Here is a 15,588-nt window from a genome sequence, read left to right as displayed (position 1 = left end):
CGTGAGCAGAATACCGCGCGACAGAACGAACCCTGCGGGCAAGCGTCCGGGCAAGATCGGCCGCGCCGGCAAGGATGCTCCCGCCGTCGAGCCGCTGAACATCGTGCACGGCGCCCTGCCGTCGCGCGAGGTGATCCTGCGCTTCATCGCCGATCATCCGCAGAAAGCCTCCAAACGCGAACTCGCCAAGGCTTTCGGCCTGAAGGGCGACAACCGCGTCGAGCTCAAGCATATGCTGCAGGAACTCGAGCAGGAAGGCATGCTGCAGAAGAGCCGCAAGTCGCTCATTCGTCCCGGCGCACTGCCGCCCGTCACCGTTCTCGATATCACTACGCGCGACAAGGACGGCGATCTGATCGGCCGGCCGGCGGAATGGCCTGAGGACCAGGGTGTCGCGCCTGCCGTCGCCATCCGCCAGCAATCGCCGGCGGGCCGCCAGGGCAAGGGCAAGGCACCCGTCGCCGGCCTCGGCGACCGGATCCTCGCAAAGATCTTCTCGGCCGTCGATCGCGGCGGGCCGGCCTATACGGCGCGGATCATCAAAGTAATCGACAAGCGCCGCGGCGCCTCGATGGGCGTTTTCCGCACCGCGCCCGGCGGCGGCGGCCGGCTGCTGCCGATCGAGCGGCGCGGCGAGGAGATGGTAATCGATCCAGACTTCACCGGCGGTGCCGCGGACGGCGATCTGGTCGAAGTCGAAATCGCCCGCCTCGGCCGTTTCGGCCTGCCGCGTGCCAAGGTGCTCTCCGTCGTCGGCTCTGTCGGCTCGGAAAAGGCGATCTCGATGATCGCCATCCATGCACACGGCATCCCGCATGTCTTCCCGCCTGCCGTCATGGCCGAGGCGGAAGATGCAAAACCGGCGACGATGTCGCATCGCGAGGATTGGCGCGACGTGCCGCTGATCACCATCGATCCGGCCGACGCCAAGGACCATGACGACGCCGTCTATGCCGAGCTCGACCCCTCGCCCGACAATCCCGGCGGCGTCGTCGTCACGGTGGCGATCGCCGACGTCTCCTGGTATGTCCGCCCCAAGTCGCCGCTCGACCGCGAGGCGCTGAAACGCGGCAACTCCGTCTATTTCCCGGATCGCGTCGTCCCGATGCTGCCGGAGCGCATCTCCAACGATCTCTGCTCGCTGAAGGAAGGCGTCGACCGCCCGGCGCTTGCCGTGCGCATGAGCTTCTCCGGCGAAGGCCGCAAGATCGGCCACACGTTTCATCGCATCATGATGAAGAGCGCGGCCAAACTCTCCTACCAGCAGGCGCAGGCAGCGATCGACGGTCAGCCGGACGATCGGACCGGGCCGATGCTCGAGCCGATCCTGAAGCCGCTCTGGCACGCCTATGAGGTGATGAAGCGCGGACGCGACCGGCGCCAGCCGCTGGAACTCGACATGCCGGAGCGCAAGATCCTGCTGAAACCCGACGGCACGGTCGACCGCGTCGTCGTGCCGCCGCGGCTCGATGCGCACAAGCTGATCGAAGAGATGATGATCCAGGCGAACGTCTCGGCCGCCGAGACGCTGGAAAAGAAACGCCAGCCGCTGATCTACCGCATCCATGACGGCCCGACGCTCGCCAAGCAGGAAATCCTGCGCGAGTTCCTGGCAACGCTCGGCATCCCGCTCGCCAAGGGCGGCAATATGCGCGCCAACAATTTCAACGGCATCCTGGCGAAGGCGGACGGCACGCCGCACCAGACCATGGTCAACGAGATGGTGTTGCGCTCGCAGAGCCAGGCAATCTACGGCCCGGAGAATATCGGCCATTTTGGCCTCAACCTGATGAAATACGCGCATTTCACCTCGCCGATCCGCCGTTACGCCGATCTCATCGTGCATCGCGCCCTCGTCGGCTCGCTCGGCTTCGGCGAAGGCGGCATCACCTCCGAGGAAGAAGCCACGCTCGACGATATCGCCGCCGAAATCTCGACCTTCGAGCGCCGGGCCATGGCAGCCGAGCGCGAGACGGTCGACCGGCTGATCGCCCATCACCTTGCCGGCCGAGTCGGCGAAGAATTTGCAGGACGGGTCTCGGGTGTGACGAAATCCGGGCTTTTTGTCGCCCTGCCGGACTATGGCGCCGATGGTTTCGTCCCCATATCAACGCTTGGCAGCGATTATTTCATCTATGACGAGGCGCATCAGGCGCTCTCGGGCGAACGGACAGGGCTCGGCTATCGCCTTGGCGACAATGTGACGGTGAAGCTCGCCGAGGCAATCCCGCTTGCCGGCGCGCTGCGTTTCGAGATGATCAGCGAAGGGCGCCAGATGCCGACGGCGGTGCGCTCCTTCCACAAAGCCGGCCGCCGCGACAAGGGTCAGGTCCGCAAGAAGCCGGGAACGAGGCCGCCGCGCGGGCGGCGCTGAAGCGTGTCGCGTCAAATTTGCTTCATGCGACGCGGCTCAGCTCTTATTTTTATGCATGCCGTTGTCGCGGAAACGCCGCCATTTCCAGGCGGCATGCATTAAAGCGGATCAGGTTTTCACGGAAGCGCCGAAGAGGAACATACGATGAGCACACCGACCGATCCGGCTGTCCGCTACGGGGATGGGCCCGAGGTCGAGCGCCCGGTCGGGCGCTCCATCATGCGCGGGCTGATGAACCGCTGCCCGGCCTGCGGCAACGGCAAGCTCTTCCGCGCCTTCCTGAAGCCGGTCGATCATTGCGCGGCATGCGGCGAGGCGATGCATCACCAACGCGCCGACGACCTGCCGCCCTATATCGTCATCCTTGTTCTCGGCCACGTCGTGGTCGGCGGCTATATGCTGACCGACATGACTTTCATACTGCCGGTATGGGTGCATCTTGCCATCTGGGCGCCGATCACCGTCGTGACGGCGCTTGCCTCGATCCAGCCGATCAAAGGCGGTGTCATCGGCCTGCAATGGGCGTTGCGCATGCACGGTTTCGGTGGAGAAAGTGACGATCCCGACGATTACGACATCCCGGGCCGATCGGAGTAGCGCCTTCACCTTCCAGACATATTTGACGTGTAGTGGCAGCGCTCCACCGATCACCACCCGAACGCGGCAGCCGACGATGCTCAACGACTTGACATGAAGCTTTTCTTGTCTGAACAGGCTTTACATTCCGCAGGTGGTCACTCACATCGGAAATACTGCGAAACGCCGCCCGTCACCCGGATCTGGCACGCCTGTGTCTTTCTGTGTGAGGTGGCCGGCCGATTCGTTCGCGTAGCTTTTCTAAGGATGGATAAATGTCTCAGCCGAGAAACGGCACACCAGGCGATGTCGAGGAAATCCATTGGCCTTCTCTGGTGGCAGCCATCTCGTCGATCTCAGCCGTCGGCATTGCAATCGGCCTCGGGCTCCCGCTTCTCAGCATCATCCTCGAAAAACGCGGCATCTCGTCCACTCTGATCGGGCTCAACACGGCGATGGCCGGGGTCGCGGCAATGGCTGCCGCCCCGATCACCACCAAGCTCGCCCATAAATACGGCGTTGCCCCGACAATGCTCTGGGCCGTGCTGATTTCGGCGCTGAGTGCACTCGGTTTTTATTATGCCGAGGATTTCTGGATGTGGTTTCCGCTGCGTTTCGCCTTCCATGGCGCGACGACGACGCTGTTCATCCTCTCGGAATTCTGGATCAACGCCGCTTCGCCGCCTTCCAAACGCGGCTTCGTGCTCGGCATCTATGCGACCGTGCTGTCGCTCGGCTTTGCGGCCGGGCCGCTGCTGTTTTCGATCCTCGGCAGCGACGGCATCTTTCCCTTCCTGATCGGCGCCGGCGCCATCCTGCTTGCCGCCATTCCGATCTTCATCGCCCGCGACGAAAGCCCGATACTCGAGGAAAAACCGGAGCTGCATTTCATGCGCTACGTTTTCCTGGTGCCGACGGCAACGGCGGCGGTCTTCATCTTCGGCGCGGTCGAAGCGGGCGGCCTTTCGCTTTTCCCGGTCTTTGCCGTGCGCGCGCATTTCACCGAATCGCAGGCAGCCCTTCTGCTGACCATGATGGGCGTCGGCAACGTCATCTTCCAGATCCCGCTCGGCCTGCTTTCCGACCGCATCTCCGACAAGCGGCCGCTTCTGGCCGGCATGGCGCTGATGGGATTCATCGGCTCGATGATGCTGCCCTTGCTGCTCGACAACTGGCTGCTGATGGCCGGGCTGCTGCTCTTCTGGGGCGGCTGTGTGTCCGGCCTCTACACGGTCGGCCTCAGCCATCTCGGCTCGCGGCTGACGGGCTCCGACCTTGCCGCCGCCAATGCCGCCTTCGTCTTCTGTTATGCAATGGGAACGGTGGCCGGCCCGCAGGCGATCGGCGCGGCGATCGATGTCGCTGGAAATAACGGGTTTGCCTGGGCGATTGCCGCCTTCTTCGGCCTTTACGCCCTACTTTCCGGCATCAGACTGATGTTCATTCGAAAACGGACTTGACTTTTCGGGCAAGATTCGTAGTTTCGCGCCAGAATTTGCCGTGGAGCCCATCCGGCTTCCACGGCTTTCATTTTCTTAAAGGCAGGACGACTATGGCCAAGGCTACAACAATCAAGATCAAGCTGCTGTCGACAGCCGACACCGGTTTCTTCTACGTCACGACGAAGAACAGCCGTACGATGACGGACAAGATGACGAAGACGAAGTACGACCCGATTGCAAAGAAGCATGTCGAGTTCAAGGAAACCAAGATCAAGTAATCCCTTGATCTCTGGGCTTTTAAAAAGCGCGCGCCTTCGGGTTGCGCGTTTTTTGTTGCCCGAATTGATCATCACAGGAAGATGATAGCGCAAACAGAAAAACGCCGCCCTTCCATCTTCGGGAAGTGGCGGCGTTTTCGTGTAAGGGGGTCGACCAGCATGCAAAACGGCACGAGGAACCGCTATAATTTGCGTACCAGCCGACCGACCCCACGACCCAGGAGATGCGGCGGACCTGAGCATCATGGGGTATCGACAACTCCTCATCGGGAGCGCTTCTCTTATGAGCCGATAATTTGCGCAAAAATGAAAGAAAATCAACAAATTCTTAATGGTGAAATTTCTTAGCTTGATTCTATGGTTAAAAGTCCGATTTTGGGACATACAAAGATTTATCGGCTCTGCTTTGAGCTGAAGCCTAATGTCGGATCGCGCCAAGAAAATCGACAATATAACTTAATAACTTACGCCTCCCCTCCCCTTACGTGAGTTGACATCGCCGCACTCTATTTGAGCCTGCAGGCGGCCGGCATTTTTTATAGTCTTCATTTCATCCGGCGCGAAGGCTTCGACACCCCCAACACTATCGCGCGGCGACATATCCCCAACAAAGCCGAAAGTCCATTTTTGGGCTATAGAGTTCTAAAATTTTCGCCTCGCATCGCAGAGGCGAAATTAAAAATCGGTAACACTTCACTTACCGCGGTGGATAACTTGCAAATGGCGGGTATGCCGGCAAATGATTCGTCAGGCGGCTGCGGCGACCACGCGGTTGCGGCCGGTGTTCTTGGCCTCGTAAAGGGCGAGATCCGCCTGCTTCATCAGCTGATCCGGCGTCAGCACCGCTGCGATGCGCGAGGCGATGCCGAAGGACGCGGTAACGTTCAGCGCCTCACCGGCGCGTTTCAGCATGAAGGGCGTGCTTTCCACCGCCGCGCGCAAGCGCTCGGCGACAGTGGCGGCGATCTCCGGCGAGGTGTCGGGCATCACGACCACGAATTCTTCCCCGCCATAGCGGCAGGCGAGGTCGGCGCCACGAATGGTCGAACGGACGCGGCTTGCAAATTCCCGCAGCACTTCGTCGCCGCCATCATGGCCAAAGGTGTCGTTCACCTGCTTGAAGCGGTCGATATCGGTGATCAGCACCGAAAGCGGCCGGCCCCGCGCCATCGAACGGTTGAACAGCACGTTCAGGTGATTGTCGAGATAGCGCCTGTTGTAGAGGCCGGTCAGCGGATCGGTGACGGCAAGCTCGATCGTCTGCTTGACGCTGGCTCGCAGGCGGTCGTTGTAGCGCTTGCGGCGGATCTGCGTCAGGCTGCGGGCAACCAGTTCGTTGGGATCGACCGGGCGGATGATGTAATCGTTGACGCCGAGATCGAGCGCGCGCACGACCATCTCGTCGGCGCCCTGCTCGGTGATGATCAGGATCGGCAGAAAGCGCGTGCGCTCCAGCGAGCGCAGCTGCGAGCAGAGGCGAAGCGGATCGTAATCGTCGAAATTGGCGTTGACGATGACGAGATCGAACGCGCTTTCGGCCGCCTCGAACAGAGCGGCCTGCGGATCGGAGAGGGCAAGCACGTCGGCGACGGGCTTCAGCGCCTTGATGAGACGCTCCTGTGAATTGGCGCGGCCGTCGACGAGCAGCACCTGAGCGGTCTCGTCGGCACGGCCCTCGCCTGAGCGCGCGAGGTCGTCGATGCCCATCGTATGGGCGGTGTCGGCGCGGATGCGCAGCTCATCGCTCAGCGTCTTCAACCGCAGCAGGCTCTTCACCCGCGAGATCAGCTGCAGATCGTTGACCGGCTTGGTGAGGAAATCGTCGGCGCCGGCCTTCAGACCGCGCACGCGATCGGCCGGCTGGTCGAGCGCGGTGACCATGACGACCGGGATATGCGCGGTCTTCTGGCTGGCCTTCAGCCGCTCGCAGACCTCGAAACCGTCTATGCCAGGCATCATGATGTCGAGCAGAATGAGATCGACCTGGTTGCGCTCGCAGATCGCCAGCGCCGTGTAGCCGTCGGCCGCGGTCATCACGTCGAAATATTCGGCAAGCAGCCGCGCTTCGAGCAGCTTCACGTTGGCCGGAATATCGTCAACCACCAGTATTCGCGCAGTCATAGGTGTCTTTCCGATGCGTCAGGCATCGCCCAGATAGGTCTTGATCGTCTCGATGAATTTTGGAACCGAGATCGGCTTGGAAACATAGGCCTCACAACCGCCCTGGCGGATCCGTTCCTCGTCGCCCTTCATCGCGAAAGCCGTGACGGCAATGACGGGGATCACGTGCAGCTCGTCGTCCTCCTTCAGCCATTTCGTGACTTCGAGGCCGGAGACCTCGGGAAGCTGGATATCCATCAGGATGAGGTCGGGGCGATACTTGCGCGCCAGATCGAGCGCCTCCATGCCGTTTCTGGTCTGGATCGTCGTATAACCGGACGCCTCGATGAGGTCGCGAAAGAGCTTCATGTTGAGCTCGTTATCTTCTACAATCATCACCTGTTTGGGCATGGCAAGCTGTCCCTACGTCCGTTCGCGCAGCGGTTCGTCCCATGAGGAAGGCCCATGCGGACAATAGCTCCGTGAAACCGATAGCGCACGCTAGCGGTATTTGGTTGAAGAAAAGGTAACTTACCCCTCGAAATGCAAAGCAACTTCAAGACTTCGAAACAACAGGCCGCCGACCCGCACGCAACCGCGATCGCCGTGCTCGGCTGGCTTGCCGACGATCCCGACATGTTCGGCCGATTCCTTGCGCTCACCGGTGTTGCGCCCGGCCAGGTGCGCAGCGCCGTCAACGATCCAGGCTTCCTCGCCGGCATGATGGATTTCCTGATGAACCATGAACCGACGGCGATGGCTTTCTGCGCGGCGAGCGGCATAAGCCCGGAGACGGTCACCGCCGCCTGGCGGCATTTCTCCTCGCCCGGCCTCGATTCCGGGGAATACTGACGGTGAGCGGCGGGGAATTCGATATCTCCCATATCCATCTCGGCGAAAGGCCGCTGATCGTCTGCGACGTCGACGATGTCGTGCTGCAGTTCATCGGCCCCTTCCAGCTTTTCCTTCAGAGCCAGGGGCACGCGTTTCTGCCGCGCTCGTTCAAGCTTCACGGCAACATCATCTCGCAGGCGGATGGTACGGAGATCGGCGACCAGCAGGTCAGCCGGCTGATCGAGGAATTCTTCGAGGCGCAGGAGTTGTGGCAGACGCCGCTCGACCAGGTCGTCGAAACCCTCGACCGCCTGTCGCAAGAGGCAGATGTCCTGTTTCTGACGGCCATGCAGCCGCGGTTCCAGGAGCAGCGCCGTCGCCTGCTCGACAGGATGGGCCTGCTCTTTCCACTGCTTGCCAGCGAAGAACCCAAGGGGCCGATCGTCCACGCCTTGCATGCCAGCCGCTCCCTTCCCATTGTCTTCATCGACGATATGGCGCGCAATCTGCATTCCGTCAGGGATCACGTCGCCGATTGCCTGCTCATTCACCTGATGCCGAACTCGCCCGTCCATCGTTTCGCGCCGGCGGCCGCCGCCGACATCACCCGCGCCACCGACTGGGCGCATGCGGCAGAACTCATCCAGGCGCATTTTCTGTCCGGCCCGTTCAGTCGCACAGTTCCAGCCGCATGAGCGGGCGGCCATCCTTGCGCCGCGCCACCGTTTCGAAACCGGCCGCATCGAATATCGCCGTCGAGCCGATGCAGAGCGTCACGGATTTCGACTGCTTCACATGATCGATCGGACAGGCTTCGAGCCGCCGCGCGCCCTGGCGCCGCGCATAGTCGATCGCCAGGGAAAGCAGGCGATGGCTCATTCCCTTGCCGCGCAGTCCGGGCAGCAGGAAAAAACAGCTGACGGCCCAGATGGAGGGATCATGCGCGTCGCCCTCCTCCAGCGGCGGCGAGACGGTGCGCGGCGAATTGAACTGCGGTATGTCGTGGCGCGGCCCGACTTGCACCCAGGCGACCGGCGCGCCGCCGGCATAACAGAGAATGCCCGGCGGCGGGCCTGCCTTGATCCGATCCCGCATATGCGTCTTGCGCTCGTCGGCCGCCATCCCGGTCCTTATTGCATGCGGCAGGCGCAGGGCCACACACCAGCAATTATAGAAAGCCCCCTGCGGGCCGAACAGGGTTTCGAAGTCGCTCCAGCGTTCTGCCGTCACCGGCTCGAAACGAAGATCGTTATCCAAGGCAAAGCTCCCGCCCTCTCTTGAGACTCGCAAGCTTAAGGCGTAATGTCCCGGCGTTCAATCTTTGTTCTCATGATGACACCCGCGCCCGACAAGACACCCGGCTTCTGTCGCGACTGCCTTGCCGAGCAGAAGGGCGAAGCGCGCCGTTGCATTTCCTGCGGCAGCCCCCGCCTTGTGCGCCATCGCGAACTTTACGCATTGACGCTTGCGCATATCGATTGCGACGCCTTTTACGCGGCTGTGGAAAAACGCGACAATCCGGAACTCGCCGACAAGCCTGTGATCATTGGCGGCGGCAAACGCGGCGTCGTCTCCACCGCCTGCTATATCGCCCGCATCCACGGTGTGCGTTCGGCGATGCCGATGTTTAAGGCGCTGGAGGCGTGCCCGCAGGCGATCGTCATCCGCCCCGACATGGAGAAATATGTCCGGGTCGGGCGGCAGGTGCGGGCCTTGATGCAGGAACTGACGCCGCTGGTGCAGCCGCTGTCGATCGACGAAGCCTTCCTGGAACTCGGCGGCACCGAGAGGCTGCATCACGATCCGCCGGCGCGCACGCTTGCCAAATTCGTCCGCCGCATCGAAAAAGAGATCGGTATCAGCGTCTCGGTCGGACTTTCCTATTGCAAGTTCCTCGCCAAGGTTGCCTCCGACCTGCAGAAGCCCCGCGGTTTCTCGGTCATCGGCCGTGAGGAAGCGGTGGAGTTCCTGGCGCCGCGTCCGGTCACCACGATCTGGGGCGTCGGCAAGGCGTTCGCGGCGACGCTCGAGGCGGACGGCATCCGCACCATCGGCCAATTGCAGCAGATGGAGGAAAACGACCTGATGCGCCGCTACGGCAGCATCGGCCAGCGGCTCGCCCGGCTGTCGCGCGGGATCGACGACCGTGAAGTGCATCTCAACGATGCGGCCAAGAGCGTGTCGGCCGAGACGACCTTTTTCGACGACATCTCGCGGTATGATGATCTGGTGCCGATCCTGCGGAACCTCTCCGAAAAGGTCTCCTGGCGGCTGAAGAAAAACGATATCGCCGGCCACACCGTGGTCCTGAAGATGAAAACCGCCGACTTCAAGCTGCGCACGCGCAACCGCAAGCTCGAAGACCCGACCCAGCTTGCCGACAAGATCTTCCGCACCGGGCTGGATCTTCTCGAAAAAGAGACCGACGGCACCAAATTCCGCCTGCTCGGCATCGGCGTGACCGATCTCGGCGATGCCGGACGCGCCGATCCGCCCGATCTCATCGACCGACAATCCGGCCGGCGGGCGGCGGCCGAAGCGGCAATGGACAAGCTGCGCGACAAGTTCGGCAAGAACACGGTCGAAACCGGCTACACCTTCGGCAGCGGCAAGCGCGATCACTAAAGCGTGAGCCCGAGCTGCCGCCCGGCCTTTAAAATCTTCCTTAAACTTCGTCCCATAATGTGCCGGACCAGTATTGCGTATGGTTGGGTATCATGTTCTCGCGTCTTGTCTTCGGCCTCGGCTTGCTGTCGGCCACCGCACTCGTGCACCCTGCTCTCGCCGCGGATGCACGCACGCTGCAGATCATCGTCTCGAAGGACAAGCAGTCGCTTGCGGTCTATGACGGCACCGAGGTCGTCGCGACCTCGAAGGTCTCGACCGGCAAGGACGGGCACACGACGCCGAGCGGCATCTTCTCGGTGCTCGAAAAGCAGAAATACCACGAATCCAATCTCTATTCGGCCGCCCCGATGCCATTCATGCAGAGGCTGACCTGGTCGGGCATTGCGCTGCACGAATCCAATTCCGTGCCGCGTTATCCGGCCTCGCACGGCTGCGTGCGCATGCCGGGCGCATTCGCAAAAATGCTCTACGGGATGACCGAGCCCGGCATCCCCGTCATCATCAGCGACGGCGAAGTGGTGCCGCAGCCGATCGACCATCCGACCCTTTTCCATCCCGAGGCGCCGGCAGCCATGCTGCTGCTTTCGGATGTCGAGCTGCGGCCCTCGATGCCCGACAGCGCCGGGACACCGGTGCAGGTGGCGATGAACGATACCGCGGCGATGCCGATGCCGGCAAATCCGTCGATTGCAGCGCCCGAAGCCGAGCCGCCGTCCGAGCCGATCAGCATGCTGATCACCCGCCGCACGCTGCGCGAGACGGTGATCGACATCCAGGCCCTGCTCAACCAGCTCGGCTTTTCCGCCGGCGATCCGGATGGATTGCTCGGGCCGTCGACCGTGCAGGCGATCAAGGCTTTCAAGACGCTGCGGCCGGCAGAATTTGCCGGCGACAGGAGCCTGGTTTCCGACGCGCTGCTCAAGGCTGTCTATGCCGCAACCGGCAAGGGGGAGCCGCCGAACGGCGTCATCATGGTGCGCCAGGCCTTCAAGCCGATCTTCGAAGCCCCGGTAACGATCGCCGATCCGGGCCTGGCACTCGGCACGCATTTCTTCACGCTGCATGCCGTCGACGAAAAGGCCGGCACGGCGGACTGGCTCGGCATCACGCTCGAGAACAATCTCTCCCGCGAGACGATGAAGCGGCTCGGGATCGGCAATCAGGAAAGCTCGATCGTCACGGGCAGGCCGATCGCCCGTTCGCTCAGCCGCATCACCATCCCCGACGAAACACGCCGCAGGATCGACGCGCTGATCGCGCCCGGCTCGACGCTGACGATCTCCGATACGGGCCTTGGCCGCGAAACCGGCGAAGGCACGGATTTCATCACCATTACCCGGGGGTGATCACGATCACCTGGGCTGATCACGATCAACCCGAATTATCAGACAAGCTCGACGTCGACGACGCCGGGGGCGGCGCGAAGGGCAGCGGCAATCTCCGGGGTGATGCGGTATTTCTCCGACAGCGCCACTTCCACCTCGCGTTTGCCGTCCTCCTTGATGACGATGAAGGAAACGAGGCCGTCGCCCTTGGCGTTCAGATGGCCGGCGACCATCTTCAGCGGCCCGGAATCTCTGATATAGACGCGTAGCGCCTTCTGCATCTGCAGTGACTTTTCCTCCAGCGACTGGATCGTCTGGATACGCAGGCCGATGCCTTCCGGCCGCTCCTCCCCGGTCGCCGTCAGCACGAAGGATTTTCCCGACTCCAGAATGTCGCGATACTGGTTCAGCATTTCCGAAAACAGCACCGCTTCGAACTGGCCGGACGAATCCGAAAAGACGATGATACCCATCTTGTTGCCGGTGCGGGTCTTGCGCTCCTGCTTGGAGATGACGGTGCCGGCAAGGCGCGCATTGGCCGCACCCTGTTTGATCGCCTGGGAAAACTCGGCAAATGTCTGCACCCGCATCTTCTGCAGGATGTTGTTGTAGGAATCGAGCGGGTGAGCGGTGAGATAGAAGCCCAGCACCTGGAATTCCTTGAGCAGCCGCTCCGAAGGGAGCCAGGGCGAAAACGGCGGCAGGGAGATTTTTTCGGGCCCCGACGTCAGGGTGCTGCCGAAAATGTCCGACTGGCCGCTCAGCTTGTTCTCCTGGGCGCGCTGGGCATAACCGAGAATGCGGTCGAGACCGGCGGCAAGCTGGGCGCGGTCCATGTCGAAACAATCGAAGGCGCCGGCAAAGATCAGGCTTTCGAGCACGCGGCGATTGACCTGGCGCGGATCGATACGCAGGCAGAAATCCTCGATGCCGGCAAACGGCTTGTCGCCACGCACCTCGACGATGTGGTCGACGGCGGATTCGCCCACCCCTTTGAGGGCGGCGAGCGCGTAGTAGATGCGGTTGTCGCCGGTCTGGAAATGGCGGAAGGAGGTCTGCACCGAGGGTGCGATCACCTCGATGCCCAAGCGCTTGGCATCCTGGCGGAAATCATTGACCTTTTCGGTGTTGGACATGTCGAGCGTCATCGAGGCGGCGAGGAATTCGACCGGATAATGCGCCTTCATATAGGCCGTCTGGTAGGAGACGATGGCGTAGGCGGCGGCATGCGACTTGTTGAAGCCGTAATTGGCGAACTTCGCCAGCAGTTCGAAGATGTTGTCGGCCTGCGGCTTCGAGACGCCGTTCTTGACGGCGCCGACGACGAAGCGTTCGCGCTGCTGGTCCATCTCGGCCTTGATCTTCTTGCCCATGGCGCGGCGCAGAAGGTCGGCTTCACCAAGTGAATAGCCGGACAGGACCTGGGCGATCTGCATCACCTGTTCCTGATAGACGATAACGCCCTGGGTTTCCTTGAGCAGATGGTCGATCATCGGATGGATCGATTCCAGCTCCTCGTCACCGTGCTTGCGGGCATTGTAGGTCGGGATGTTCTCCATCGGGCCTGGGCGATAGAGCGCCACCAGCGCGATGATGTCCTCGATGCAGTCCGGCTTCATGCCGATCAGCGCCTTGCGCATGCCGGCGCTTTCCACCTGGAACACGCCGACCGTTTCGCCGCGCGACAGCATCTCGTAGGTGGGTTTGTCGTCGAGAGGAATGGCGGCGAGATCGACATTGATGCCGCGCTTGGCGACGAAATCGACCGCGACCTTCAGCACCGTCAGTGTCTTCAGGCCGAGGAAGTCGAATTTGACGAGGCCGGCCTGCTCCACCCATTTCATGTTGAACTGGGTGACCGGCATGTCGGAGCGCGGATCGCGATACATCGGCACGAGCTTGGAGAGCGGACGGTCGCCGATGACGATGCCGGCGGCATGCGTCGAGGCATGGCGGTAAAGCCCCTCGATCTTCTGGGCGATGTCGAGCAGGCGCGCAACGACCGGTTCCTTGGCCGCCTCTTCCTGCAGCTTCGGCTCCTCCTCGATCGCTTTGGAGAGCGGCGTCGGATTGGCCGGGTTGTTCGGCACGAGTTTGCAGATCTTGTCGACCTGACCGTAGGGCATCTCCAGCACGCGGCCGACGTCGCGAAGGGCTGCGCGCGCCTGCAGCGAACCGAAGGTGATGATCTGCGCCACCTGCTCGCGACCATATTTGGCCTGGACGTAGCGGATCACCTCTTCGCGGCGGTCCTGGCAGAAGTCGATGTCGAAGTCCGGCATCGAGACGCGTTCGGGATTGAGGAAGCGTTCGAACAGCAGCGAAAACCGCAGCGGATCGACGTCGGTGATCGTCAAGGCGTAGGCGACCAGCGAGCCTGCGCCCGAACCGCGACCCGGACCGACCGGAATGTCATGCTGTTTGGCCCATTTGATGAAGTCGGCAACGATCAGAAAGTAGCCGGGAAAACGCATGCGCTCGATGACGCTGAGCTCGAAATCCAGCCGCTCGCGATATTCCTTTTCCTCGTAACCCGGCGACATGCCGAGCGTTGCAAGCCGCATGTCGAGCCCTTCGACCGCCTGGCGGCGCAATTCGCTCGCCTCGGCGCGTTCGGCCTCCTCGGCATCGTCGGTCGCCCCGGTGAAGCGCGGCAGGATCGGCTTGCGCGTCTTCAGCACGAAGGAGCAGCGCCTGGCGATCTCGATCGTATTCTCCAGCGCTTCCGGCAGGTCGGCGAAGAGCTTGGCCATCTCGGCCCGGCTCTTCAGATAATGGTCCGGCGTCAGGCGAAAACGACTGTCGTCGGAGACGATGGCGTTGTGGGCGACCGCCATCAGCGCATCATGGGCGTCGTAATCGTCCCTTGTCGGGAAGAAGGCCTCATTGGTCGCAACCAGCGGCAGATCATTGGTATAGGCGAGCCCGACGATCTTCTGCTCGTGGCGCTTATCATAGGCGCCATGCCGCTGCAGTTCGACATAGAGCCGGTCGCCGAAGAGACGCTTCAACATCAGCAGCCGGGCCTCCGCCTGGGCGGTATGACCGTCCCTGATCGCCGCATCGACCGGCCCGGTCAGAGCGCCGGTCAAGGCGATCAACCCTTCCGTGCCGGCCTCGGCCAGCCAGGAAGCTTTGACATGAATGGCCTGGTTGCTTTCACCGCCGAGATAGGCGCGGCTGACGAGATCGACCAGCCGTTCGTAACCGCCATCCGTGGCAGCTAGAAGAACGATCGACGGCAGCTTGACCAGAGCCTGCTGGCCGCCGCGCTTTTCCGTCTCCAACCCGTCTTCCATGTCGATCGAGACCTGGCAGCCGATGATCGGCTGCAGGCCCTCGTCCATCGCCTTCTGGGAAAATTCCAGGGCGATGAACAGGTTGTTGGTGTCGGCAATGGCGATGGCCGGCTGGCTGTCGCCGGTCGCCTTGTAGAGGATCTTCTTCAGCGGCAGTGCGCCCTCGAGAAGCGAATAGGCGGAATGGACCCTCAGGTGGATGAAGCCCGGCGTGCCGCCGGTCACCTCAGCCGTAGAACCCTTTGCCGTATCCGCCATGGCATGCCTTCCCAATCACCCGAATGAATCGGACGCATTGTCGGCATAGAAGGCGATGATGTCCAGAAGAAGTCCCTCGTCCGGACCGCATGACAGCCATGCGGTCCCCTGAAAACTTTAGATCGCCATGACGATCAGCGAGAAGCTGGCAACGAACATTGCGATGGAGGTGAATGCTGCGATATCACGGATCATGTCAGTCATTTGGCTCTCCTTTACTCGTTATGTTTTCAATTTGTTCGATGTATGTTCTGTTGTCAACAGGAATCTTTTCCTCCTTTCTTGTGTTCGCAGAATCTCGGGAAGGGCTTGGCGATTCGCATGGGGCCTGCGCTCGATCCGATAGGCAGCAGCCACCCATCTTCGACGGATCCGCCATTCCGTTCAGATAGGCCACCGCCCAAATCGTCTTCTGAATTCCGGCGTATGTTCTCTTTATGTTCTTTACATACCCCAGCATATTTGCCAGCATCC

12 protein-coding genes are annotated in these 15,588 nt (G+C 61.8%); 8 read left to right on the top strand and 4 right to left on the bottom strand.

The features are described from left to right. Position 1: 1 nt before the first annotated feature. From rnr to rpmG, 4 genes are all read left to right on the top strand, one after another. On the top strand, positions 2 to 2,374 hold the full coding sequence (rnr, locus tag RHEC894_RS08100) for a ribonuclease R (RefSeq protein WP_085736892.1): 2,373 nt from the start codon (positions 2 to 4) through the stop codon (positions 2,372 to 2,374). A gap of 144 nt (positions 2,375 to 2,518) precedes the next feature. Beyond that, complete coding sequence (locus tag RHEC894_RS08095) at positions 2,519 to 2,971, top strand: DUF983 domain-containing protein (RefSeq protein ID WP_010068074.1); 453 nt, start codon at positions 2,519 to 2,521, stop codon at positions 2,969 to 2,971. Between the two features lie 254 nt (positions 2,972 to 3,225). After that, a complete protein-coding gene (locus RHEC894_RS08090) occupies positions 3,226 to 4,410 on the top strand; it encodes an MFS transporter (RefSeq protein WP_085736891.1) in 1,185 nt (394 codons plus the stop codon). Between the two features lie 92 nt (positions 4,411 to 4,502). Further along, positions 4,503 to 4,670: a 50S ribosomal protein L33 gene (gene rpmG, locus RHEC894_RS08085; protein WP_003587245.1), complete on the top strand. Its 168-nt coding sequence runs from the start codon at positions 4,503 to 4,505 to the stop codon at positions 4,668 to 4,670. Between the two features lie 747 nt (positions 4,671 to 5,417). On the opposite strand, the gene RHEC894_RS08080 is transcribed toward rpmG, so the two are convergent. Both RHEC894_RS08080 and RHEC894_RS08075 read right to left on the bottom strand, forming a co-directional pair. After that, positions 5,418 to 6,791, bottom strand: a complete 1,374-nt coding sequence (locus tag RHEC894_RS08080; RefSeq protein ID WP_085736890.1) for a PleD family two-component system response regulator — start codon at positions 6,789 to 6,791, stop codon at positions 5,418 to 5,420. Between the two features lie 18 nt (positions 6,792 to 6,809). Next, complete coding sequence (locus RHEC894_RS08075) at positions 6,810 to 7,181, bottom strand: response regulator (protein WP_010065708.1); 372 nt, start codon at positions 7,179 to 7,181, stop codon at positions 6,810 to 6,812. Between the two features lie 132 nt (positions 7,182 to 7,313). Between RHEC894_RS08075 and RHEC894_RS08070 the strand changes: the two genes are divergently transcribed. Both RHEC894_RS08070 and RHEC894_RS08065 read left to right on the top strand, forming a co-directional pair. After that, positions 7,314 to 7,622: a DUF3572 domain-containing protein gene (locus RHEC894_RS08070; protein ID WP_085736889.1), complete on the top strand. Its 309-nt coding sequence runs from the start codon at positions 7,314 to 7,316 to the stop codon at positions 7,620 to 7,622. A gap of 2 nt (positions 7,623 to 7,624) precedes the next feature. Next, positions 7,625 to 8,299: a hypothetical protein gene (locus RHEC894_RS08065; RefSeq protein WP_085736888.1), complete on the top strand. Its 675-nt coding sequence runs from the start codon at positions 7,625 to 7,627 to the stop codon at positions 8,297 to 8,299. Here the strand turns inward: RHEC894_RS08065 and RHEC894_RS08060 are convergent. Then, the gene (locus tag RHEC894_RS08060) at positions 8,274 to 8,861 is read right to left on the bottom strand and encodes a GNAT family N-acetyltransferase (protein ID WP_010068485.1); all 588 of its coding nucleotides are present in this window, start codon (positions 8,859 to 8,861) and stop codon (positions 8,274 to 8,276) included. The two genes, RHEC894_RS08065 and RHEC894_RS08060, sit on opposite strands and share 26 nt — an antisense overlap. 75 nt (positions 8,862 to 8,936) lie before the next feature. Here RHEC894_RS08060 and RHEC894_RS08055 point away from each other — a divergent pair, with 75 nt between their 5' ends. Next, positions 8,937 to 10,229, top strand: a complete 1,293-nt coding sequence (locus RHEC894_RS08055) for a DNA polymerase IV (RefSeq protein ID WP_085738904.1) — start codon at positions 8,937 to 8,939, stop codon at positions 10,227 to 10,229. Positions 10,230 to 10,321: 92 nt separating this feature from the next. Beyond that, entirely contained in the window at positions 10,322 to 11,578 is a 1,257-nt protein-coding gene (locus tag RHEC894_RS08050) for a L,D-transpeptidase family protein (protein WP_085736887.1), read from the top strand. Positions 11,579 to 11,616: 38 nt separating this feature from the next. On the opposite strand, the gene dnaE is transcribed toward RHEC894_RS08050, so the two are convergent. Next, positions 11,617 to 15,114 carry a DNA polymerase III subunit alpha gene (gene dnaE / locus RHEC894_RS08045; protein WP_085736886.1) on the bottom strand — a complete coding sequence of 1,166 codons (3,498 nt, stop codon included), beginning with the start codon at positions 15,112 to 15,114 and terminating at the stop codon, positions 11,617 to 11,619. Positions 15,115 to 15,588: the final 474 nt, after the last annotated feature.

The organism is Rhizobium sp. CIAT894 (assembly GCF_000172795.2).
Taxonomy (GTDB): domain Bacteria; phylum Pseudomonadota; class Alphaproteobacteria; order Rhizobiales; family Rhizobiaceae; genus Rhizobium.
Note: the sequence above shows the minus strand (reverse complement) of the source record. Positions and strands in the feature narration are given on the sequence as shown.

What these genes read in the sequence shown, in the direction of transcription:
- RHEC894_RS08095 (WP_010068074.1), top strand. Translation starts at nt 2,519, where the DNA reads ATGAGCACACCGACCGATCCGGCTGTCCGCTACGGGGATGGGCCCGAG.
- RHEC894_RS08090 (WP_085736891.1), top strand. Translation starts at nt 3,226, where the DNA reads ATGTCTCAGCCGAGAAACGGCACACCAGGCGATGTCGAGGAAATCCAT.
- rpmG (WP_003587245.1), top strand. Translation starts at nt 4,503, where the DNA reads ATGGCCAAGGCTACAACAATCAAGATCAAGCTGCTGTCGACAGCCGAC.
- RHEC894_RS08080 (WP_085736890.1), bottom strand. Translation starts at nt 6,791, where the DNA reads ATGACTGCGCGAATACTGGTGGTTGACGATATTCCGGCCAACGTGAAG.
- RHEC894_RS08075 (WP_010065708.1), bottom strand. Translation starts at nt 7,181, where the DNA reads ATGCCCAAACAGGTGATGATTGTAGAAGATAACGAGCTCAACATGAAG.
- RHEC894_RS08070 (WP_085736889.1), top strand. Translation starts at nt 7,314, where the DNA reads ATGCAAAGCAACTTCAAGACTTCGAAACAACAGGCCGCCGACCCGCAC.
- RHEC894_RS08055 (WP_085738904.1), top strand. Translation starts at nt 8,937, where the DNA reads ATGACACCCGCGCCCGACAAGACACCCGGCTTCTGTCGCGACTGCCTT.
- RHEC894_RS08050 (WP_085736887.1), top strand. Translation starts at nt 10,322, where the DNA reads ATGTTCTCGCGTCTTGTCTTCGGCCTCGGCTTGCTGTCGGCCACCGCA.
- dnaE (WP_085736886.1), bottom strand. Translation starts at nt 15,114, where the DNA reads ATGGCGGATACGGCAAAGGGTTCTACGGCTGAGGTGACCGGCGGCACG.